This window comes from Actinacidiphila glaucinigra, assembly GCF_900188405.1.
Taxonomy (GTDB): domain Bacteria; phylum Actinomycetota; class Actinomycetes; order Streptomycetales; family Streptomycetaceae; genus Actinacidiphila; species Actinacidiphila glaucinigra.
This window is the reverse complement of the sequence record NZ_FZOF01000002.1, coordinates 231124-251727: the sequence shown is the minus strand read 5'-3', so window position 1 is coordinate 251727 and position 20604 is coordinate 231124. Positions and strand designations below refer to the sequence as shown.

24 protein-coding genes, 1 tRNA gene and 2 pseudogenes are annotated in these 20604 nt (G+C 71.3%); 12 read left to right on the top strand and 15 right to left on the bottom strand.

The genetic code is table 11. The annotated features are described in order from the left end of the window. Positions 1–14 precede the first annotated feature (14 nt). Positions 15–311 (bottom strand): GYD domain-containing protein, encoded by a 297-nt coding sequence (locus CHF15_RS05095; RefSeq protein WP_089222391.1) that lies wholly within the window; start codon positions 309–311, stop codon positions 15–17. A 734-nt stretch (positions 312–1045) separates the two neighbouring features. Between CHF15_RS05095 and CHF15_RS44710 the strand changes: the two genes are divergently transcribed. Together CHF15_RS44710 and CHF15_RS05085 are read left to right on the top strand one after the other, a co-directional pair. Then, a complete protein-coding gene (locus CHF15_RS44710) occupies positions 1046–1858 on the top strand; it encodes a hypothetical protein (RefSeq protein WP_089222390.1) in 813 nt (270 codons plus the stop codon). Between the two features lie 4 nt (positions 1859–1862). Then, the gene (locus CHF15_RS05085) at positions 1863–2234 is read left to right on the top strand and encodes a GntR family transcriptional regulator (RefSeq protein ID WP_089222389.1); all 372 of its coding nucleotides are present in this window, start codon (positions 1863–1865) and stop codon (positions 2232–2234) included. Between the two features lie 84 nt (positions 2235–2318). On the opposite strand, the gene CHF15_RS05080 is transcribed toward CHF15_RS05085, so the two are convergent. Continuing rightward, a complete protein-coding gene (locus CHF15_RS05080) occupies positions 2319–2720 on the bottom strand; it encodes a DUF6193 family natural product biosynthesis protein (protein WP_265737385.1) in 402 nt (133 codons plus the stop codon). A gap of 19 nt (positions 2721–2739) precedes the next feature. On the opposite strand from CHF15_RS05080, the gene CHF15_RS05075 reads away from it, so the two are divergent. Next, a complete protein-coding gene (locus CHF15_RS05075) occupies positions 2740–3042 on the top strand; it encodes a hypothetical protein (RefSeq protein ID WP_089222387.1) in 303 nt (100 codons plus the stop codon). A gap of 603 nt (positions 3043–3645) precedes the next feature. On the opposite strand, the gene CHF15_RS05070 is transcribed toward CHF15_RS05075, so the two are convergent. Continuing rightward, positions 3646–4107 carry a hypothetical protein gene (locus CHF15_RS05070; RefSeq protein ID WP_143681522.1) on the bottom strand — a complete coding sequence of 154 codons (462 nt, stop codon included), beginning with the start codon at positions 4105–4107 and terminating at the stop codon, positions 3646–3648. A 101-nt stretch (positions 4108–4208) separates the two neighbouring features. Between CHF15_RS05070 and CHF15_RS05065 the strand changes: the two are divergent. Then, positions 4209–4442: pseudogene (locus CHF15_RS05065) on the top strand (replication initiation protein); the annotation flags it as partial. A gap of 102 nt (positions 4443–4544) precedes the next feature. Continuing rightward, a pseudogene (locus tag CHF15_RS05060) lies at positions 4545–4817 on the top strand (site-specific integrase); the annotation flags it as partial. Positions 4818–4886: 69 nt separating this feature from the next. On the opposite strand, the gene CHF15_RS05055 reads toward CHF15_RS05060, so the two are convergent. Both CHF15_RS05055 and CHF15_RS05050 read right to left on the bottom strand, forming a co-directional pair. Continuing rightward, a tRNA-Arg gene (locus CHF15_RS05055) sits at positions 4887–4959 on the bottom strand. A gap of 89 nt (positions 4960–5048) precedes the next feature. Next, a complete protein-coding gene (locus CHF15_RS05050) occupies positions 5049–5531 on the bottom strand; it encodes a MarR family winged helix-turn-helix transcriptional regulator (RefSeq protein ID WP_089222385.1) in 483 nt (160 codons plus the stop codon). Between the two features lie 103 nt (positions 5532–5634). Here CHF15_RS05050 and CHF15_RS05045 point away from each other — a divergent pair, with 103 nt between their 5' ends. The 3 genes from CHF15_RS05045 to CHF15_RS05035 all read left to right on the top strand — a co-directional run bounded on the left by CHF15_RS05045 (position 5635) and on the right by CHF15_RS05035 (position 8572). Continuing rightward, positions 5635–6045 (top strand): organic hydroperoxide resistance protein, encoded by a 411-nt coding sequence (locus CHF15_RS05045; RefSeq protein WP_089222384.1) that lies wholly within the window; start codon positions 5635–5637, stop codon positions 6043–6045. Positions 6046–6306: 261 nt separating this feature from the next. Further along, positions 6307–6939, top strand: coding sequence for a TetR/AcrR family transcriptional regulator (locus CHF15_RS05040; RefSeq protein WP_089222383.1), 633 nt, complete (start codon positions 6307–6309; stop codon positions 6937–6939). A 121-nt stretch (positions 6940–7060) separates the two neighbouring features. After that, positions 7061–8572, top strand: a complete 1512-nt coding sequence (locus CHF15_RS05035; protein ID WP_089222382.1) for an MFS transporter — start codon at positions 7061–7063, stop codon at positions 8570–8572. A gap of 96 nt (positions 8573–8668) precedes the next feature. Here CHF15_RS05035 and CHF15_RS05030 read toward each other — a convergent pair whose 3' ends face one another. After that, positions 8669–9430 (bottom strand): dioxygenase family protein, encoded by a 762-nt coding sequence (locus CHF15_RS05030; protein ID WP_375816330.1) that lies wholly within the window; start codon positions 9428–9430, stop codon positions 8669–8671. 16 nt (positions 9431–9446) lie between these two features. Next, positions 9447–10097, bottom strand: a complete 651-nt coding sequence (locus CHF15_RS05025; protein ID WP_089222380.1) for a GTP cyclohydrolase II — start codon at positions 10095–10097, stop codon at positions 9447–9449. A gap of 98 nt (positions 10098–10195) precedes the next feature. Here CHF15_RS05025 and CHF15_RS05020 point away from each other — a divergent pair, with 98 nt between their 5' ends. Then, on the top strand, positions 10196–10699 hold the full coding sequence (locus tag CHF15_RS05020) for a MarR family winged helix-turn-helix transcriptional regulator (RefSeq protein ID WP_089222379.1): 504 nt from the start codon (positions 10196–10198) through the stop codon (positions 10697–10699). 10 nt (positions 10700–10709) lie between these two features. Here the strand turns inward: CHF15_RS05020 and CHF15_RS05015 are convergent, their stop codons facing one another. After that, entirely contained in the window at positions 10710–11237 is a 528-nt protein-coding gene (locus CHF15_RS05015) for a GNAT family N-acetyltransferase (protein ID WP_089222378.1), read from the bottom strand. A 188-nt stretch (positions 11238–11425) separates the two neighbouring features. On the opposite strand from CHF15_RS05015, the gene CHF15_RS05010 reads away from it, so the two are divergent. Together CHF15_RS05010 and CHF15_RS05005 are read left to right on the top strand one after the other, a co-directional pair. Continuing rightward, the gene (locus tag CHF15_RS05010; protein ID WP_089222377.1) at positions 11426–12412 is read left to right on the top strand and encodes a sigma-70 family RNA polymerase sigma factor; all 987 of its coding nucleotides are present in this window, start codon (positions 11426–11428) and stop codon (positions 12410–12412) included. Positions 12413–12595: 183 nt separating this feature from the next. Further along, entirely contained in the window at positions 12596–12802 is a 207-nt protein-coding gene (locus tag CHF15_RS05005; RefSeq protein ID WP_089222694.1) for a hypothetical protein, read from the top strand. Positions 12803–12812: 10 nt separating this feature from the next. On the opposite strand, the gene mscL is transcribed toward CHF15_RS05005, so the two are convergent. Continuing rightward, positions 12813–13304, bottom strand: coding sequence for a large conductance mechanosensitive channel protein MscL (mscL, locus tag CHF15_RS05000; protein WP_089222376.1), 492 nt, complete (start codon positions 13302–13304; stop codon positions 12813–12815). Positions 13305–13491: 187 nt separating this feature from the next. Then, positions 13492–13965, bottom strand: coding sequence for a hypothetical protein (locus CHF15_RS04995; RefSeq protein ID WP_245938666.1), 474 nt, complete (start codon positions 13963–13965; stop codon positions 13492–13494). Between the two features lie 328 nt (positions 13966–14293). On the opposite strand from CHF15_RS04995, the gene CHF15_RS04990 reads away from it, so the two are divergent. Then, a complete protein-coding gene (locus tag CHF15_RS04990; RefSeq protein ID WP_089222375.1) occupies positions 14294–14986 on the top strand; it encodes a helix-turn-helix domain-containing protein in 693 nt (230 codons plus the stop codon). A gap of 38 nt (positions 14987–15024) precedes the next feature. On the opposite strand, the gene CHF15_RS04985 is transcribed toward CHF15_RS04990, so the two are convergent. The 5 genes from CHF15_RS04985 to CHF15_RS04965 all read right to left on the bottom strand — a co-directional run bounded on the left by CHF15_RS04985 (position 15025) and on the right by CHF15_RS04965 (position 20572). Continuing rightward, on the bottom strand, positions 15025–15885 hold the full coding sequence (locus tag CHF15_RS04985; protein ID WP_089222374.1) for a universal stress protein: 861 nt from the start codon (positions 15883–15885) through the stop codon (positions 15025–15027). Positions 15886–16007: 122 nt separating this feature from the next. Continuing rightward, on the bottom strand, positions 16008–17021 hold the full coding sequence (locus tag CHF15_RS04980) for a zinc-dependent alcohol dehydrogenase family protein (RefSeq protein WP_089222373.1): 1014 nt from the start codon (positions 17019–17021) through the stop codon (positions 16008–16010). A gap of 121 nt (positions 17022–17142) precedes the next feature. Beyond that, positions 17143–17469, bottom strand: coding sequence for an FmdB family zinc ribbon protein (locus CHF15_RS04975; RefSeq protein WP_089222372.1), 327 nt, complete (start codon positions 17467–17469; stop codon positions 17143–17145). A gap of 66 nt (positions 17470–17535) precedes the next feature. Beyond that, positions 17536–18900, bottom strand: coding sequence for an MFS transporter (locus CHF15_RS04970; protein WP_322975666.1), 1365 nt, complete (start codon positions 18898–18900; stop codon positions 17536–17538). Between the two features lie 172 nt (positions 18901–19072). Then, entirely contained in the window at positions 19073–20572 is a 1500-nt protein-coding gene (locus CHF15_RS04965) for a potassium/proton antiporter (protein WP_089222371.1), read from the bottom strand. Positions 20573–20604 lie beyond the last annotated feature (32 nt).

Here is a 20604-nt window from a genome sequence, read left to right as displayed (position 1 = left end):
CCGGGCGGTTCCCTTCAGGCGGAGGCCTTGGCGATGATGCCCTCGACCTCGTCCCGTCCGAACGCCCGCATGGTCGTGCTGCGGACGTTGCCGACCGCGCCCAGCCGCAGCAGCGCCGCGGCGGCGGTCTCGTCGTCGGGCGCCTCGACGATTGCGACGAGGTCGTGGGGCCCGACGGTCCAGTAGATGTCGACCAGCCTCCCCCCGACGTCCCGCAGCGCGGCACCGAACGCGTCGGCCCGCTCCGCCGTGTCGGCGTACGCGCGGATCCCCTGGTCGGTCCAGCTCAGCAGCGTGATGTAGAGCGGCACGATCTCTCACCTCGATAAAGAGAGGAGCGTCCACTCACAGCGTATGTGCGCCCCTGACGCGTCGCATCCGGCGCCCGCGCGCCGCCCTGTCGCGGGCGGTTGATCCGCGCCACGAACGCGGCCGCCCCGAGGGGCAGGCCGACCAGCGAACCCAGGGTGAACCCGAGATCTTCGGCGCTGGGCGAGATCCACGACGCCGCGGACTGCCCGCCACCGCCGACGCCGGCATGACGAGGAGGGCCGCGGCAACGGCAGAGCGCCGGCCCGGAGGCCTGGTCCGGTACAGGTCGCCGAGAGGCCGGCCTCCTGCCGCAACAGCGGCGACGGACACCGGACCGAACCCGTCCGGCAACCAGCCGAGCGGCCAGGCGATCAGCGCCCAAAGGCCCGTGCCAAGGAGACAGAAGCCCATGTCCTGAGCCGTCTCCGCAGCACGCATCCCACTGGCGCCGAGGGCGGTGACCCGGAGGATGCCGTGGCTCACCTGGCCCCGGACGATCCGTACTCTCCACCGGCCGAAGCGTCCTCGTGCGCTGCCGTCTTGGCCTTCATCCGAGAGCGCGGGTGCTGGTCAGGTAGTCGAGGTCGGGGTCCGGGGCGCCGCAACGAAGGATCCTGTCCACAGCCGGGCACCCGCCGCTTCGGGTTCCGTTGACTTGTCTCAAGGCTTGTCGCATCATGTTGCGACAAGCCTTGCGACATAGTGGGTGCCGTGCCGAAGGGAAGGTTGCCGGATGTCTGAGCAGTCGGTGCGTCAGACGGACATCGAGCAGGCCGGCGTGTGGCTGGCCGGGCACGGCCTGGCCGACGTCCGGCCGACACCGTTGCTGGCCACGCGTCTGGCGGTCCGGCGACGCACCCGTCTGGCCGGTCAAATCCTGCTGGCCGCCTTCATCATCGCGGTCGCCCTCGTCTACACCGGCACCCGCACCGCCGAGGTGAGGGTCGGCGGGTCCGGGTCGTACCGGCCCTGGTCGCTGCTGGTCCTGACGGCGGTGGTGGTGGCGTTGGTGCTGGCCCAGGCGCTGCTGGACCGGAGGGTGCGGCAGGTCGACCGGCTGGCCGGCGCGACGTTGCCGCGGCGGGCGGCCCATCCGGTCCGGCTCGGCTGGCGCACCGTGCTCGGCCGGCCGCGTGCCGCCTTCGCCGCCGCCACGTTCGCGGGCGCGATGGTGATGGCGATCGGCGCCCTGACCGCACAGGACTCCACCGCGCGCTACGCGGCGCTCCTCCTGCTCATCGGGTTGTGCGGGATCGCGGTCGGCGTGGTCGTCCAGCTGCGCCATGTCCTGACACACCCGGTCGTGGCCGACGACGAGGTCTCGCTGACCGCCGACGTGATCATGCGGGTCGAGGACGCCCGGGAGGTCGCCACGCCGACCGTGGTGTGGTCGCTGCCGGTCGTGTCGGTATTCGAAACCGCCCTCGGCTGGTGGAACGTCGCCTGGCTCGCCTTCATCGTCCTGAGCGTCATCACGTTCGCCCTGATCACCGCGCGGACCCCGCAGAGCGGCACGGTTGCCCGGCACGCCACGGGCGCCCGGTGAGCCGATGATCGTCATCGACTCCGCCTCGCCCGTCCCGCCGTTCGAGCAACTGCGGGCCCAGCTCGCCCGCCAGATCCAGGACCGCACGCTGGCCGTGGGCACCCAGCTGCCGACCATCCGCCGCCTGGCAGCGGACCTGGGCCTGGCCGTCAACACCGTCGGGCGCGCCTACCGGGCGCTGGAGGAGGCGGGACTGATCGAGACCCGCGGACGGGCGGGCTCGTTCGTGTCCGCGGCCGGTGAACAGGGGCGCGAGCGGGCACGCCGGGCCGCCGCCGAGTACGCCGCCGTCATCGCCAGCGTAGGCATCGACACCCCCGAGGCCGTCCGCATCGTCCAGGCGGCCCTGGCCAACGGCAGCGCCGCAACGCCCTAGTTGCGTGCCCGGCCACCAGGAGCGGTGCATGGCTGTCCCGCCTGCGCGGTTGAGAGAGTTTGGCCGCCGACTGCACCGTCGACGTCATCGATCGGGCGCAGGGTGCGGCCAGCCTCCCTCGATCGCTGGGCCGCTGCCCGGGGGGAAGTTCGCGGCCACCAGCGCCGCGGCCTCGCGAGCGCTGAGGTGGGAACCGAGTACGCGTGACGGTATCTGCGGCGACCACCCCGACCAGTGGAGAGCCACGTTCCACAGGCCGTCTCCGCTCGGCACCACGCGCGGAACCTCCTCGTAGAACGGATCCTTGGTACTGGAGAGCAGGCTGAACTCGCCGTGCGACGGAAAGGGGAAGAAGACGCGCAGGGCCGGCTGCGCATAAAGGGCCTCGGCCACTTCGGCGTTGCCAGCCTGATCACGGGCGAGCGTTCCAGAGTCCCCTGTTGTGAGGGGGCCAGCGGCCCGAACTGCCTTGCGGAGTGCACGCACAGAGAACGAACATCGCCGAATGACCGGAGAAGCGGAACGATTGCTGGCACGGGTCGTGCAGACGTGCCACGGCTACCCGTCTCAGTGGGACGCCTGGACTGTCGGCGGCCTCTATCTGTTCTTGCACTACCGCCATGGTGAGGGCACGGTCGAGCACCACCCCGGACCTGACATCGACACATGGACCGCCGACTCCTGGAACGAAGGCCGCTCGAAGCTTCTGGCCCGATGGGACGACGGCACGAGCGACGGCGCCATCAGCCTCTCCGACTTCCTGGGTGCCGCCGGGCTCGAACTGGCGCCAGGGGCGTCGATCACGTAGCGAACCCCGTGGCACGTGTGCGGCACGGCAGGATCGAAGGACTTCGTTCACAGCTGCATGGGTGCTGCCGCCTGCCACGACACGGCCTCGAGGCAGGCCCCCTACCACCGCCAAGGTCTGCGTACGTACGGCTCCGTTGCCGTCATCTTCTGCCATCAGGACCGCGAATCGGCGACATCGAGCCGACCTCGATCGTCGCCGCGATGGGCTACGGGGTCGACATCCCGAAGAGCATGACTGCCGCGAAGATCCCCGCGGAGCTCCCGTTGACCGCACGGGCGACGCATGGGGCTGGCGCGCAGAGCTTTGGGCTGGAGCTGCCATGGGGCGAGAGGCCGGGGCCCATACGCTGGCCGCGAATCGGGCTGGCGCGTTGCCCGCCCGCAGCAGCCCGATGTTGGCCCCGATCTTCGAGGCTCGCCCGATGATGGCCGCCTTGGCATCGCAGCGCCGGCCGCCCCAGCCACCGCGGTTCTGACCTCATGCCTTAGGCCTCTACTTGTGGGGCGCCCGGCGGCGGACGGCCATCCCCAACGCTTACGTCCCCATGAGGAGTGTGGGCGACGCCGGGTGCCTTGATGAAGTAGTCGAACTCCTACCGCGCTAGTGCCTCAGTGTCGCGAAGCTGCCTCGGTTGAGCGCGATGCGCGTGGCGAGGTCGTCCAGTGTGCACTCGATCTGAGCGTTCGCGATCGGCTTGAAGTCCGTGACGTCTGGCGCTGTCGCGCGGTAGTCCGAGGGGTCGATGCGCCATGCTTCGATGAGGCTCCACCCGGCCTGGACGACGGCTGTATGCCCGTCTGCGGCGGAGACGCGCAGCCACGCTGTGCATTGGTCTGAGAAGTCGTAGGGCAGGTAAGCGGTGCCTCCTGCGCCTCTCAACTCGTTGACCTGCTCTATCCACTGCTCTAGCAGGCGTATCAGATTCGCGCCGAGGTGTTGCGACTCCAGTGTCAGGTAGTACGAGTCGCAGGTGTGACGGTGACCTCCGATGTGCAGTCGAAGATCGTTATGCCAGTGCTTTCCGGCCAGGTGCTCGAACCAGAGTGCAGTCGGCATCGCCATGAGGGAGACGTTAGCGGGAGTTGACGGCCAGGTGCCGTCCGTCGTCACTCCGGACATGGGGCCCGTTCCCGTCCGGCCTCTTGCAGCGGAAGACCAGGGCCCTCGGCGCCCTGCGCCAGGAACGCGCCGACTTCCGTGCCGTTCAAGAGCGCGACGTCCTCGGCCCGGAGGACATCGAGCCGGGCACCGTCCTGGTCCTGGCCGACTGGCAATACGTCGGCCACGGCCACACCCCCGGCGAATCCCTCCTCGCCGCCTCCATCGCCCGGGACCTCCGGCTCAACCGCGACACCGCCCGCGAAGCCCTACGAGACCAACTGGCCCTGGAAGGAGCCAGCATGACGACCGCCACCCGGCGCTGCAGACCGTGCCGGAAGTCAAGGCGCGGCGCAAGCTCGGATGCTCTACTGTCTACGCCCTGATCCGCTCGCGCGGCCTGGTCCGAGGCCGGGCACATCTTCGCAACGAGGAACGGCCGCCCGGTGGAGCCGCGGAACGTCTACCGCTTCTTCACCCGGGTTGCCGCGCAGTCAGGGCTGCGGGTGGTCAGGCTGCACGATGCCCGGCACGGCTGCGCCACGCTGCTGACTGCGGCCAGCGTCGTGCCCCGGGTCACGATTGACGTCTATACCCACGTTGCGTACGACACCCAGCGGGAAGCCATCAGCCATATGGATCCCCTGCCCAAGCGCCGACTGCCGGGCGCCTGAGACCCGGCTGCCGTCAAACCCTGCCGTCAAAAAGGCCCGCACCATGATCGGTGCGGGCCGTTTCCCTTGTGCCCCAGGCAGGATTCGAACCTGCGACACCCGCTTTAGGAGAGCGGTGCTCTATCCCCTGAGCTACTGAGGCGGAAGCGTGGGACAGCCTAGCGGATGCCGGTCAGGGGTGTGCCGGCGATTGCTCCGGGCTCCGGAGGGCGTGGCGTCGCGCGCGGGGCGTCAGCCGCAGGGCGGGCCGTCGTCGAGGTCGGCCGCGGTGAGGGCGGCGGTCAGGCGGTCGACGCGGGTGCGCAGGTCGTTGATCTCGTCCAAGCCGAGACCGGTGGCCGCGGAGATGCGGCGCGGGATTTGGAGGGCCTTCTCGTGGAGCGCCGTGCCGGCGTCGGTGAGGTGGACCGTGACGGAGCGCTCGTCGTCGGCGGAGCGCTCGCGGCGGACGAGTCCGGTGGCTTCCAGGCGCTTGAGGAGCGGGGAGAGCGTGCCGGAGTCGAGGCGCAGGTGCTCGCCGATTTTCTTGACCGGCAGGGCGCCGTGCTCCCAGAGCACGAGCATCACCAAGTACTGGGGGTAGGTGAGGCCGAGGTCCTTGAGCACGACACGGTAGACGCCGCCGAAGGCGCGCGAGGCGGCGTGCAGGGAGAAGCAGATCTGGTTCTCGAGCCGGAGGTGGTCCCCGGCACGGGCGGGCGCGGTGGCGGTCATGGATACAGAGTAGCTCGACCGTTCACGTTTTAGTTGTGTGCAACTCAGTTGTGTGCTCTACTTGTCGTCAACGGGATCGCAACCGATCGAAAGAGGATGTCTCATGGACCCGCTGTACACCGCCGTCGCCACCGCCAACGGCCGTGACGGGCGTGCCGTCAGCTCCGACGGACAGCTCGACCTGGCGCTCGCCATGCCGCCGGCGCTCGGCGGCAACGGTCAGGGCACCAACCCCGAGCAGCTCTTCGCGGCCGGCTACGCCGCGTGCTTCGCCAGCGCCCTCGCCCTGGTCGGGCGGCAGGCGAAGGTGGACACCAGCGAGATCTCCGTGACCGCCGAGGTGACCATCGGCAAGGACGACACGAGCTTCGCCCTGGCGGTCGTGCTCCGCGCCGAGCTGCCGTCGGAGCTGGAGAACGAGGCCGGCCGCGCCCTGATCGAGCAGGCCCACCAGGTCTGCCCCTACTCCAAGGCGACCCGGGGCAACATCCCGGTCGAGCTCGTCGTCGAGTAAGCGGAGTAAGCGGAGCAGGTATCGGAACAGTGCGGAAGGGCCCCGGGCGCGCGATGGCGTCCGGGGCCCTTCCCGTGCGTGCGGGGCCGGTGGGGCGGGTGCTCCCAAGCGCGGCCGCATCCGCCTCCGTTGTTTGTGACTCAGCTCACAAGCGGCGCTGAAATATCCGGGGAACGGCTCCCCGTTTACACCTACGTCGCACAAACGGGGACTCGCTCCCCGGAACCGAGCGCCACCGAGGGACAGAGAGGAGTGCCCGCCATGGCAGTAGCCGCCGCAGTGAAGCTCCGCGCGGACGCCACGCGCAACCGCGAGCGGATCATCGTCGCCGCCCGCGAGGCGCTCCTGGAGCACGGCACCGACGCCCCGCTCGACGAGATCGCCAAGCGGGCCGGCGTGGGCAACGCCACTGTCTACCGGCACTTCGCCGACCGCCAGGAGCTCTCGCTCCAGGTGGCCCTGTCGGTGATGGACCGGATCACCCAGCGGGCCGAGGAAGCGCTGGCGCAGGAGCCGGACGCCTTCGACGCGCTGCGCCGCTTCGTGCACGAGGCGGCCGACGAGCGGGTGGGCGCGCTGTGTCCGATGCTCTCCACCGGATTCGGCAAGGGGGATCCGCGGCTCGAGGAGGGCCGCATACGCTTGGAGCACGCGATCGAGGAGCTGATGGCCGCCGGGAGGCGGTCCGGACGGCTCCGTACCGACATCGACGTCGGCGACGTGATGGTGGCCGTCAGCCAGCTGACGCGGCCGCTGCCCGGTAAGCACTGCGGCAGCATGGAGCGCTTCATCCGCCGTCATCTGCAGTTGTTCGTGGACGGCCTGGAGGCGCCGGCGCGCTCCGAACTCCCGGGTGACTCCGCCACTTTCGAGGACCTGCGGCAATGTCGCTGAGCTCCGCCTGCCGAACGGGCGCCCCCGCGTAATTCACTCGCCCACAACATTTCCTTTACGTACCGTAAGTCCTCTTCGTCTTCAATGTCGTCACCTCTTCGTACCGTTAGTGAGTCCACCCATGCCTGATCTGGCACATGCCCAGCGCTGGAAGGCGCTGGCCTTCATCGCGATAGCCCAGCTGATGGTCGTCCTCGACGGCACCATCGTGAACATCGCCCTGCCCTCCGCCCAGACCGACCTGGGCATCTCGGACGCCAACAAGCAGTGGGTCATCACGGCCTACGCGCTCGTCTTCGGTGGCCTGCTGCTCTTCGGCGGACGCATCGCCGACCTGTGGGGCCGCCGCCGTACCTTCGTCACCGGCCTGATCGGATTCGCCGCCGCCTCCGCGATCGGCGGCGCCGCGGCCAACGAGTCGGTGCTCTTCGGCGCCCGTGCGCTGCAGGGTGCATTCGGCGCGCTGCTCGCGCCGGCCGCGCTGTCGCTCCTCGCGGTGATGTTCACCGAGGCCAAGGAGCGTGCCAAGGCGTTCGGCATCTACGGTGCCATCGCCGGTGGTGGCGGTGCCGTCGGTCTGATCCTCGGTGGTGTGCTCACCGAGTACCTGGACTGGCGCTGGACGTTCTTCGTCAACATCCCCTTCGCCGCCGTCGCCGCCTTCGGTGCCATGCGCTTCGTGCACGAGCCGGCCGGCAGCCGCAACAGCAGCGGCCTGGACATCCCCGGTGTCGTGCTCGCCACCGCGGGCCTGGTCTCCCTGGTCTACGGCTTCACCCGCGCCGAGACCCACGGCTGGAGCGAGAACACCACGATCGGCCTGTTCGTGGCCTCGGTCGTGCTGCTCGTCGCGTTCGTGGTCATCGAGGCCCGCGTGAAGGCCCCGCTGCTGCCGCTGCGCGTGGTGACCGACCGCAACCGCGGTGGCGTCTACCTCTCGCTGGGTCTGGCCATCATCGCGATGTTCGGCCTGTTCCTCTTCCTCACCTACTACCTGCAGGTCGTCCAGGGCTACTCCGCGCTGAAGACCGGCTTCGCCTTCCTCCCGATGATCGCGGGCATGATCACCGGCTCGACGCAGATCGGCGCGCGCCTGATGACCCGCGTCCGTCCGCGCCTGCTGATGGCCCCGGGCTTCCTGGTGGCGGGCCTGGGCATGCTGCTGCTGACCCAGCTGTCGGTCGACAGCTCGTACGCGGGCCTGATCCTGCCGGCGGAGATCCTGCTCGGCCTCGGTATGGGTACGGCCTTCATGCCGGCCATGAGCCTGGCCACGCACGGTGTCGAGCCGCGTGACGCGGGTGTCGCCTCCGCCATGGTCAACACCTCGCAGCAGGTCGGCGGTGCCATCGGCACGGCGCTGCTGAACACGATCGCGGCCAGCGCGACCACCACGTGGGTCGCCGCGCACGCGGCCGAGGCCCGCACGCTCGGCAAGCAGGGCTTCGTCAACGCCGCTGCCGTGCACGGCTACTCCACCGCGATCTGGTGGGCGGTCGGCATCCTCGCCCTCTCCGCGATCATCGCCTTCACCTTCGTCAACACCGGTGGTGGCGGCGGTGTGGTCGCGGCGTCCGGCAACAAGGACGCCGAGGGCGCGGAGGACGTCGCCGTCCCGGTGATCGCCCACTGACGACGCGTCGACGACGACGGCACGCCGGACGGCGAGCACGGCGAAGGGCCCCGCTTCATGAGAGGAAGCGGGGCCCTTCCCGTTGCGTTGCGCAGACTACCGGCCGAACTGCACGGACCGCTTGGCCAGGCCCATCCAGAAGCCGTCGATGGCGCTGCGCTGGTCGCCGAGATCGTCCTCGGCCGCGCCCATGGTGACGAAGAGCGGGGCGAAGTGCTCGGTCCGCGGGTGGGCGAGCCGCCCGGCGGGGGACTTGTGCTCGAAGTCCAGCAGGGCGTCCACGTCGTGCGCCTCCAGCGCGCGGTGCCCCCAGTCGTCGAACTCCGCCGACCAGCCCGGCACTCCGCCGGCGTGGCGCAGTGCGGCGAGGTTGTGCGTGAAGAAGCCGCTGCCGACGATCAGCACGCCCTCGTCGCGCAGCGGGGCGAGCCTGCGCCCGATGTCCATGAGCCTCTGCGGGTCGAGCGTCGGCATCGAGACCTGCAGCACGGGAATGTCGGCGTCCGGGTACATCTCCACGAGTGGGACGTACGCCCCGTGGTCCAGGCCCCGGTCCGGGATGTCCTGGACGGGGGTTCCCGCGGCGCGCAGCAGTTTGCGAACGGAGTCGGCCAGGGCGGGCGCGCCCGGTGCCGCGTACCGCACCTCGTAGTAGTGGCGGGGGAAGCCCCAGAAGTCGTACACGAGCGGGACCGTGGTGGTGGCGCCGAGCGCGAGCGGGGCTTCCTCCCAGTGCGCGGAGATCATGAGGATCGCCGTGGGGCGCGGGAGACCGGCGGACCATGCGGCCAGTTCGCCCGGCCACACCGGGTCGTCGGCGAGCGGCGGGGCGCCGTGCGAGAGGTAGAGGGCGGGCATGCGCATGGGGGCCTCCTCAGGCCGGGAGGTCGAGGGTGTGGTGGGTGTGCTCGGCCTTGGCGCGCAGGTAACGCACGTTGTCCTCGGACAGGTGGACCCCGGTCGGCACCCGCTCGGTGACCGTCACGCCGAGCACGGTCAGCTGTTCCGCCTTGTCGGGGTTGTTGCTGAGCAGGCGGATCGCGTCGACGCCGAGGGCGCCGAGCATCTGGGCGGCGGCGGTGTAGTCGCGTTCGTCGTCGAGGCGGCCGAGGGCGCGGTTGGCGGCGTAGGTGTCCAGGCCCTCGTCCTGGAGGGCGTACGCGTCGAGCTTGGCGTACAGGCCGATGCCCCGGCCCTCCTGGCGCAGGTAGAGCAGATAGCCGCCGGTCTCCGCGATGCGCTGCACGGCCTCGCGCAGTTGGGGGCCGCAGTCGCAGCGCGCGGAGCCGAAGACGTCGCCGGTCAGGCACTCGGAGTGCGGGCGGACCAGCGGCGACGCCGCGCCCTCGTGGGCGCCGAGGCCGAGCGCGATGTGCTCCTTGCCGTCGGCGAGGCCCGTGAAGGTGAAGACGTCGGCCGGGGTGGCCCAGCCGTCCGGGAAGCGCAGCGGGATCCGGACCCGGGTGCGGATGGCCGCGCGCGGCGGAGAGGGGGCTGCGTCCGGGGCGGTCGGGGCGGTCGTCATACGGATCCCTCGCCTGAGTTCTTGAAGTTTCAAGCTAGCAGGGGGGAAGATACCGGCAATTGCTTGAAAGTTCAAGGTCGAATCCGTAGGGTGGGACCATGACCACGAGAGCCCCCGAGCCCCGCTGGCTGAGCGAGGACGAGCAGCGCGCCTGGCGCGCTTACATGGCGTCCACCCAGTTGGTCTCGGACGCGCTCGACCGGCAGCTCCAGCGCGACGCGCGGATGCCCCACGCGTACTACTCGCTGCTGGTGTGGCTCTCGGAGACCCCCGACCGCCGGATGCGCATGACGGAGCTGGCGGAACGCTCGAAGATTACGCGCAGCAGGCTCTCGCACGCCATCTCCCGCCTGGAGGAGAACGGGTGGGTCCGCCGCGAGAACTGCCCCTCCGATCGGCGCGGGCAGCTCGCGGTCCTCACCGACGAGGGTTTCGCGGCGCTCGCCGCGGCCGCTCCGGGTCATGTGGAGGCGGTGCGCGGGGCGATCTTCGACCGGCTGTCGGAGGAGCAGGTGCGCCAGCTCGGCGAGATCTGCCGGGTCATCGCCGGGGGGCTCCAGCCGGAGAACGGCGTGGTGGGCGACCTTCCCTGGCTGCGCTGACCGCGCCGGTTCAGGCCAGGTCTTTCTCGTACCAGGCGACGTCCCAGTAGCGGCCGAACTTCCGGCCGACCTCGCGGTAGACGCCCAGCGGGCGGAAGCCGAAGCGGGCGTGCAGCCGGACGGACGCCTCGTTGGGCTGCGCGATGCCGGCGTAGGCGCGGTGCACGTCCTCGCCCCGCAGGGCCTCGAACAGCGCCGCGTAGAGCAGGGTGCCGACGCCGCGGCCGCCGGCCTCCGGGGCGCAGTACACGGAGGTCTCCACGGAGGTGGAGTACGCGGCCTTCGGGCGGAACGGGCTGCTCGTGGCGTATCCGAGCAGGCCCGGCGAGCCGTCGGGTTTCGTCCCGTGGGCAACCAAAAGGCGGTGCGGTCCGTCTTCCGGGTGGGAGAGCAGCCAAGGGCGGCGCTGTTCCAGTGACAACGGCTCCAGGTCGAAGGTGACCGGCGTCTCACGGACGTAGTGGTTGTACAGGTCGGTGAGGGCCTTCAGGTCCTCCTCCCCACCCGGTCTGACCTGCACTTCGACGGACTCGGACAATGATCCACCTCCGGCTGTGGCCGGACAGGGTACTGCAAGATCGTAAAAAACGGGGCTGTGCTTGGGAATTGTGTCCGGATTCCAGTCGTTATCTCTTTTCGAGTGGGCAGCCGAAAGGCACGCGTGAAGCTGCTGGAGGGCAGCTCATTCGATCCGACACCCGACCGAACCTTCGCAAGGGAGCACGCATGGCAACCCGTGCCGTCGCCCGCAGCACCGCAGGCGGGAAGAGCAGCGCTCGCGCAGGCCACGGCGAGATGGCCGACCGCGACCTGGTCGGCATGTACCTCGACGAGATCGCGCGTACGCCGCTGCTGGACGCCGCGCAGGAAGTCGAGCTTTCCAGGGCGATCGAGGCCGGCGTCTACGCCGAGCAGCTCCTCGCGGGTGAGGAGCTGGGTCAGGGAGCGGACGCCGGCCGAGAGGAACTGGAAGAGATAGCCGCCGCGGGTGCGCGGGCCAAGGACGTCTTCATCCGTTCCAACCTGCGCCTGGTCGTCGCCGTCGCGCGACGCTATCCGCGCAGCGGCCTGCCGCTGCTCGACCTGATCCAGGAGGGCAACGCAGGCCTGGTACGCGCCGTCGAGAAGTTCGACTACAGCAAGGGCTTCAAGTTCTCCACGTACGCGACGTGGTGGATCCGCCAGGCGATCACCCGGTCCATCGCGGACCAGTCGCGCACCATCCGGCTCCCCGTCCACCTGGTGGAGGAGCTGGGACGGGTGCGCAGGGTGCAGCGCGAGTTCAACCGCGAGCACGGGCGTGACCCGGAGCCCGCGGAGATCGCGGCCGAGCTCGGCTCCACCCCGGAACGGGTCTCCGACGTGCTCGACTGGGCACGCGACCCCGTGAGCCTGAACATGTCGGTGGACGACGAGGGCGAGACCCAGTTCGGTGATCTCGTCGAGGACACCTCGGCGGCCTCGCCGGAGGACTCCGTACTCGTCATGCTGCGGCGTGAGGAACTGGAGGATCTGATCGACCGGCTCGACGACCGGACGGCGTCCATCATTCGGGCGCGGTACGGGATCGTGGACGGCCGCGAGCGCACGCTGACCGAGGTCGGCAAGCAGCACGGGCTGACGCGTGAGCGGATCCGGCAGATCGAGAAGCACGCGCTGGCGGACCTCAAGCGCATGGCGCGCGCGACCGGGCTGTCCATCGAGGCGGCCTGACCCCGAGCGGGCGCCGCTGCCGGCGCCCGCGCCACCACCCACAGACTCGAGCCCCGGTGCCACCCCCCTGTGCCGGGGCTCGACCCCTTCCCCGGGCCGGGCCCGGTCGTGCGTCGCCCGCGTGCGTGCGGCCGGGCCCTCGTCATGGCCGGGCGCGGTGGGCCGCACCGTACCCTGGACGGCATGAGCAGCACCCCCGACCCCGCTACCGGGCCCGCAGCGGCCCCCGCCCCACGAGCCCCGCGCGAGCCGGCGGCTCTGGTCTTCGACGACCCGCTGGACCGGCAGTCGTCCGACGACACCGACACCGGGTGGGGCGAGCGCCCCGGCCAGGGTGGTGCGGGAGATCTCGCGCGCTTCCTCGACGAGAAGCCCCCGCACCACATCTGAGGCGGACGCGCTATTGATGCGTCCGGTTGGTGCCGCCGTGGCCGTAGGGGGAGGGGACGCCGGGTGCGCCGCCGTAGCCCGGCTGCCGGCCCTGCTGCTGGTGGGCGAGCAGGTCGCGTATCTCGGTCAGCAGCTCCAGCTCCGTCGGGCCGGCCACCGCGTCCTCCTTGCCCGCCTTGCGCCGATCGTTGAGCTTGTTCATCGGCAGGATCAGCAGGAAGTACACGACCGCGGCCGTGATCAGGAACGTCAGCGCCGCGCCGGCGACCGCGCCCCACAGGAGGCCCACACCCTGCTTGAGCTCACCGTTGACGACGGTGCAGGGCGGCTCGATGCAGAGGATGTAACCGTCGAGGTTCTTGGTGCCGATGGCACCGATCACCGGATTGATGAGGCCCTTCACGAACGCGTCGACGATCTTGCTGAACGCGGCGCCGACGACGACCGCCACAGCGAGCTCGACGACGTTGCCACGCAGTAGGAAGGCTTTGAAGCCCTTCAAGGGACGATTTCCTTTCGAAGAACGACCGTGCAGTTCGGCCCGGGGGACCCGTGGGGCCGGTGGTGTCCGCCGGGCGCTGCCGGCGTGAAGGCCGGCGGTGACGGAGGTGGTTGAGCGGTTCGGCCTCCGAGAGTAAGGGGTGCGCGCCGAGGCCCTCCCCGCCGGTTGCCTTTCTCACGGCGTACGGCTAGCGCAGCGCCACCGCCAGGGGCGAGGAGGCCGCGGCGCCGGACAGCGCGGCCGCCGTCCCGGGCGGGACCGACAGCACGATCAGCGCGCCGTCCCCGCCCCCGCCCCCGTCCAAGCCGTCGGGCGCGACGCCCTGGCCCCCGGAGGCGGGGGAGGCCACCGCCACCACGGGTGCCGCGCGGGCCACCACGCGCGCCGCGGCGAGGATGTCCACCCGGTCGCCGGGCCGCACCAGCCCGGCCGCCGCCGCGTCCGCGATACGCACCGGCGCCCGCACCATGTCCCGGCCGGCAGCGGCGGCGGGAGCCGGGCCTTCCCGCCCCGACCGTCCGGACTGCGGATCAGTCCGGGGTGCCGCGGCGGCCAGCGCGGCCGCCGTCATCGCCAGGCCCGCGGCCATCATCCGCCGCCGTCGGCGCAGCGCCCGGCGCAGCCGGTGCCGCCCGCCGCCCGCCCTGATCGGCGCGAACACCGGAACCGCGCACGGGGCGGGCGCTCCCGTTCCCGCGCCCGCCGCTGGGACCGGAGCGCCGCCACTGTCCGTCCACAGCGTGGCTCCACCGCTGTCCACCATCTCGACCACCCCCGTCGTCGGTCCTTCGCCCACCGGCGCATCCGGCCTGGCAGGACCACCATGACGCATCGCGTCGCGGCCCCTCGGCGGCCTGTGGAGTACTGACCGGTTGTGGATAACTCGGTCACTCGTTCGAGCGGATGAGGCGGACGGGTCTGGCGGCTCGGCGCCCGCGGTGGTGTGCTTGCTGGTAACGAACCGAAGCGTCCGAGCCCGAGAGTGGGAGGTGGTCGACGTGCCCAGGCAGTCATTGCGCGACGGCCCGTCCGAAAGGTCGAGAGCCCATCCGGGGGACGTCAGCCGTCGCGTCGCACAGCGACGGGAACAACTGGGGCTCAGCCGCGAGGAGGTGGCCGCCAAGGCCGGCATGACACCGAGCTATGTGCGGTACGTGGAGGAGCAGTCCCACCACACCATCGGGACCAACGCCCTGCTCCGGCTCGCGGGCGCGTTGCGGACCACCGCCAGCCATCTGCTGGGAGGTGACGCCGAGCACCTGCCAGGGGAGACGGAGACCGTCGGCCCACCGGTGATGGAGGAGATGCCGTCGCAGGAGTGCTGGACCCGGCTGTCCAGCCATGACGTCGGCAGGATCGCCCTCACCACCGGCGGCGGCCACCCCGCGGTCGTACCAGTGAACTACGCGGTCGTCGACGGGGCCATCGTCTACCGCACGGCCGCGGACGCGCCCCCGTCCCTTGCCAAGGGCAGCGAGATCGCCTTCGAGGTCGACCAGCTCGACGCCAGCCTCAGCGCGGGATGGAGTGTGCTCGTCCTCGGGGTTGCCGAACACGTCGTCGATCCCGAGGACGCTCACGCGCTGGAGACCCACCCTGGCCCATGGTCCGGGGGTGAGGACGATCTGTGGATACGCATCGTCGCCACCCATGTCACCGGCAGTCTCATACGCGTCGTGTAGGCACGAAGGCCGCCGAGGTCTGTCGAGGGGCCGGCCGGTCAGGCGTGGTGGGAGACCGCCACGGGGCAGTGGGCGTGGTGGAGCACGGCATGGGTCACATGGGCCAGTCGACCGCTGCTGCGCTGGTGCCGCCGGGCACCCGCGACGAGCAGATCGGCATGGGCCGAGGCATCCACCAGGGCACCGCTCGCGGAGGAGGCCTTGACCAGGTCCACGGTCACGGTGAGGTCCGGGTACTCCTCGCGGATCGTGTCGGCGACGTTCTGCTCCGTCGCCGCCTCCCGGTCGCCGACCGATGTGGCGTCGTCCAGCCCGGGCACCATCTCGCCGACCGCCCCGAGCAGGCTCCACGCGGTGAGGAGGCGCAGCGTGGCCTTCCGCAGCCGGGCCTCGTCGGCCGCGAAGCGCACGGTGGCCAGATCGGTCTCGTTCCGGATCCCGACCAGGACGACACCGGTGGACGGCTGCTCGCTGCCCCGTACGACGACCACGGGCCCGTGCGCATGGGTCGCCACCCGCAGCCCGACCGAACCCAGCAGCAGCGCGTGGAAGCCACCGCGTCCGCGGCAGCCGACGACGGTCAGGCCCTCGGACCCGGACTGTTCCGTCAGGGTGTCGGCGGGTTTGCCTTTGCCGAGTGAGGTGGAGACCGCCAGGTCCGGGTAGCGGGCGGTGGCCGATGCCGCCGCCTCGTCCAGCAGCGCACGGCCGCTGTCGAGGACCAGCTGCGCGGTCTCGGGGGACAGGTTCCTGCCGGAACGGCTCTCGAGGCCCGTCGCGTGCAGGATGTGCAGCGGGCGATCACGCAGCACGGCCTCACCGGCGGCCCACATCACCGCGGCGGTGGCGCGGGGGGAGCCGTCCGTGCCGACCACGACCGGTCCGTGGCTGGTGTCCATCGCGGTGCTCCTTCTTGTCGTCGCTGTCGCTGTCGCTGTCGCTGTCGCTCAGCTCCACTCCGCCCCCGTCCGCTCCCACCCCACCCGGGTCCCGTCCCCCCGCCCACCACTCAGTCCACCACTCAGTCCGGCACCAGCACCGCCGCACCGTTGACGCGGTCGGCGGCCAGGTCGGACAGCGCCCGGTCCGCGTGGTCCAGGGGATAGGGGGTGGCGGTCACCCGGATCCCGATCCTGGCGGCCAGGGCCAGGAACTCCTGTCCGTCCTGTCGCGTGTTGGAGGTGACGCTGCGCAGATTGCGCTCCTGGAACAGATGACGCTGGTAGTTCAGCGCCGGGATGTCGGTGAGGTGGATGCCGGCGACCGCCAGCGTCCCGCCCCGGTCCAGGGCCTCCAGTGCCGGCGGCACCAGGTCGCCGACCGGCGCGAAGAGGATGGCCGCGTCCAGCGGCTCCGGCGGCCGTTCCGCCGCCGCCCCCGCGGACGCGGCACCGAGCTCCAGCGCGAGTTCCCGCGCCCGCTTTGACCGGGTCAGCACATGCACGGTGGCCCCCTCGGCCAGCGCGACCTGGGCGGCGATGTGCGCGGAGGCGCCGAAGCCGTAGATGCCCAGCCGCCCGCCCGCCGGCAGGTCGCTGCGGCGCAGCGCGCGGTAGCCGATGATGCCCGCGCACAGCAGGGGCGCCAGGTGTACGGCGTCGCGGCCGTCGGTGTCCTCGGGCAGCGCGTAGGCGTAGTCCTCGGGCACGGAGGTGAAGTCGGCGAAGCCGCCGTCGGCGTCCCAGCCGGTGTAGAGCGAGTACGGGCACAGGTTCTCGCGGCCGGTCAGGCAGTAGGCGCAGCTCCCGCAGGTGCCGCGGAGCCAGGCGACGCCCACCCGGTCGCCCTCGGCGAAGCGGCCGACGAGCTCGCCGGTGCCGATGACCCGCCCGACCACCTCGTGCCCGGGGACGGTCTCGCGGCGGTGCGGCGGCAGGTCCCCCTCCGCCAGGTGCAGGTCGGTCCGGCAGACGCCGCACGCCTCCACGCGCAGCAGCAGTTCACGCGGTCCGGGCACCGGCTTGGGGCGCCCGACCCGTACCAGCGGCTCCGTGATCATGGGCCCGGGCCGGTCGACGACCCAACCACTCAGCATGTCTCCAGTCTGCGACCGGAGGCCTCGGGGCTGCAGCACGAAACCGGTCCTGCGGGCACGCCGAAGGCCCCCGTCGCGGGCGACGGGGGCCTTCACCAGGCGATGGTGCCGTGGGCTCCGCTCAGGCGGCCGAGGTGCTCGCCGCGCTGCCGCTGCCGCTACTGCTGGTGGAACCGCTGGAGGAGCCGGCGGAGCTGCCGCTCTTGGAGTCCGAAGAGGACTTCGACTCCGAGCTGCCGCTCTTGGCGGCCGGGGTGCTGCTGGACGACGAGCCGCGGCTGTCCGTCCGGTAGAAACCGGATCCCTTGAAGACGACGCCGACCGCGGAGAAGACCTTGCGGAGCCGGCCGTTGCACGCCGGGCACTCGGTCAGCGGGTCGTCGGTGAACTTCTGCACCGCCTCGAGGCCCTCGCCGCAGGCGGTGCACTGGTACTGGTACGTCGGCACTTGCTCCTCCTGGCACTCTGACTCAGTGAGTGCTAACGACGGTCAATAGTGCAGCATTCCGCGTCGTCAGTCCACCGTGACCGGCTCTCGGTGACCGATGCCACTGCCGCGGCCGGTTCCGCCACCGCGTGCCGCGACCACTTCGGACGGCCTCGGCACCAGCCGTTCGCGCAGTGCCGCCAGTGTGACGAGGGCCAGCCCCGTGCCCACCAGCGGCACGGTGAACCCGGCGCTCGCCCCGATACCGTCGGCCAGCCGTCCGGCGGCGGTGGCGGCCGCCGCCTGGCCCAGCGCCACCGCGCCGGTCAGCCAGGTGAACGCCTCCGTGCGGACCCCCGCGGGCACCAGCGACTCGACCAGGGTGTAGCCGGTGATCAGGGCCGGGGCGATGGTGAGGCCGACCAGCAGCCCGAGCCCGCCCAGCAGCGGCACGGCGTGCGCCGCCCACAGCATCGAGGTGGCCAGGGTCAGCGCCGTGTAGCCGACGAGCATGCGCCGCTTGGGCCCGGACTTCCAGGCGACGGCGCCGCACGCGAGCCCCGCGAGCATGTTGCCGGCGGCGAAGGTCCCGTAGAGCAGGCCGTTGATGCCGGGCCGCCCGATCTCCTCAGTGAAGGCCGTCATGGAGACCTGCATGCCGCCGAAGACGGCGCCGATGCCGAGGAAGGCCACGGCCAGCACGCGTACGCCCGGCACGGTCAGCGCCGATGCCCGGCGCTCCCGGCCCCCCGCCCCGGTCCGGGCCGGGGCGGGGGCGGTCCGCCGCTGGGCGGCGAAGAGCAGGCCGCCGGCCAGCGTCAGCACGGCCTCGGACAGCAGCCCGGCCGCCGGGTGCACCCCGGTGGCCAGCGCCGTGGCCAGCACCGGACCGATGACGAAGGTGAACTCGTCGGTGACCGACTCGAAGGCAGCCGCCGTCTGCAGCAGCGGCGACCCGGCCGGCAGTGTGGCCGCCCAGCGGGCCCGCACCATGGGCCCGACCTGCGGTACCGAGGCGCCGGTGGGCACCGCCACCGCCAGCAGCGCCCACAGGGGCGCGTGCGCCAGCGCGAGCACGGCGAGCAGCGTCCCGGACGCCGAGTGGACGATCACCCCGGGCAGCAGCACGGCGCCCTGGCCGAAGCGGTCGGAGAGCTTGCCGCTCTGCGGGGCGAACAGCGCCATGGAGACGCCGGTGACGGCCGAGACGGCACCGGCGGTGCCGTACGAGCCGGTGGTGTGCTGCACCAGCAGCACGATGCCGATGGTCAGCATCGCGAAGGGCTGGCGCGCGGCGAACCCGGGCAACAGGAAGGCCCACGCGCCGGGCGTGCGCAGCAGCTGCCCGTATCCCGGGCGCCCCGCGCCGCGGGAACGGCGGGAGGAGCCCGAAGGGCGGGACGAGCGGGATGCTCGGGACGAGCGGGACGTACGAGTGACCGTGGATCCCACGGCCGGGCCTTTCCGCCGCCTGGTAGCGCACCCTGGACGCCTGGTCGCGTTCCTGTGCGCCGAGAGCTGTCCTCTCGCGCATGACCGAGGTAGATACCGGATCTGTCCGGCCGCCGGGCGGTCGCGCCAGCTCTGCATCAGACAGAGTTGGTGGTGACTGTCGACAGCCATGTTAACGGCCGGCCCCACCGCCCGATTCCAGCCATCCGGCCAGCTTGCCGCCGCGTCCCACCGCGCGCAGCCGTGCCTCCGCCTTGTCCCGCACCGGGTCGGTGGCGACGACGAGAAGTTCGTCACCGTGCCGCAGCACCGTCGTCGGCAGCGGGACGAAGCTCTTGCCCTCGCGGACGACCAGGGTGACGGCCGCACCCGGTGGCAGCCGCAGTTCGCCGACCTCCACGCCGTGCATGCGCGAGTGCGGCGGGATCCGCATCGACAGCAGGTGGCCCCGCAGCCGCTCCAGGGGCGCCGACTCGATCCCCAGGTCCTCCGCGGCCCCCGGGTCCCCGAGGCGGAGTCTGCGGGCGACCCAGGGCAGCGTCGGGCCCTGCACGAGGGTGTACACGATCACCAGGACGAAGACGATGTTGAAGATCCGCTCGCTCTGCCGGACGCCCGCCACCATCGGGATCGTGGCGAGGACGATGGGCACCGCCCCGCGCAGCCCTGCCCAGGACAGCAGCACCTGGTCGCGGAACGGCGTCCGGAACGGCAGCAGGCTCGCCGTCACCGACAGCGGCCGCGCCACCACCGTCAGGACCAGGCCGACCACGAGCGCCGGCACGATGTCGTCGCCGAGTTCGTGCGGGGTCACCAGCAGGCCCAGCAATACGAACAGGCCGATCTGCGCCAGCCAGGCCAGCCCTTCAGCGAAGCCCCGGGTGGCGGGGCGGTGCGGGAGCTTGGCGTTGCCCAGCACGACGGAGGCGACGTACACGGCGAGGAAGCCCGAGCCGTGCGCGAGCGCCCCGCCCGCGTAGGCGAGGACGGCGATCGCCAGGACCGCGATCGGGTAGAGGCCCGAGGCGGGCAGCGCGACATGGCGCATCGCGAACGCGCCGAGCATGCCGACGGCCAGGCCGACCGCGGCGCCGATGGCCAGCTCCAGGGCGATCTCGCCCAGCAGCACGCCCCAGTTGTGCACCGGCCAGTGCTCGGAGAAGGCGACGACCAGGATGACCACCGGGGCGTCGTTGAACCCGGACTCCGCCTCGAGCACACCGGTCACCCGGCTGGGCAGCGGCACCCTGCGCAGCACCGAGAACACGGCCGCCGCGTCGGTGGACGAGACGACCGCGCCGATGAGGAGCGCCTGCCGCCAATCCAACCCGACGAGGTAGTGCCCCGCCGAGGCCGTGATGCCGACGCTGACCGCGATGCCGAGGGTCGCGAGGACCGCCGCCGCCGGGACCGCCGGTTTGATCTCCCGCCACTGGGTGCCGAGACCACCCTCGGCAAGAATCACCACAAGTGCGGCATATCCCAACACCTGGGTCAATTCGGCATTGTCGAAGGCGACTCCCAGCCCGTCCTGTCCTATGGCGACCCCAATGCCCAGGTAGAGGAGCAGGCTGGGGAGGCCGCTGCGCGAGGAGAGGCGCACGGCGACCACCGCTATGAGCAGCACGAGAGCGCACACCAGCAGGAGTTCATTGAGGCGGTCGACAGTCAGGAGCCGGTCCTTTCAACGAAGTTCATTGCCTT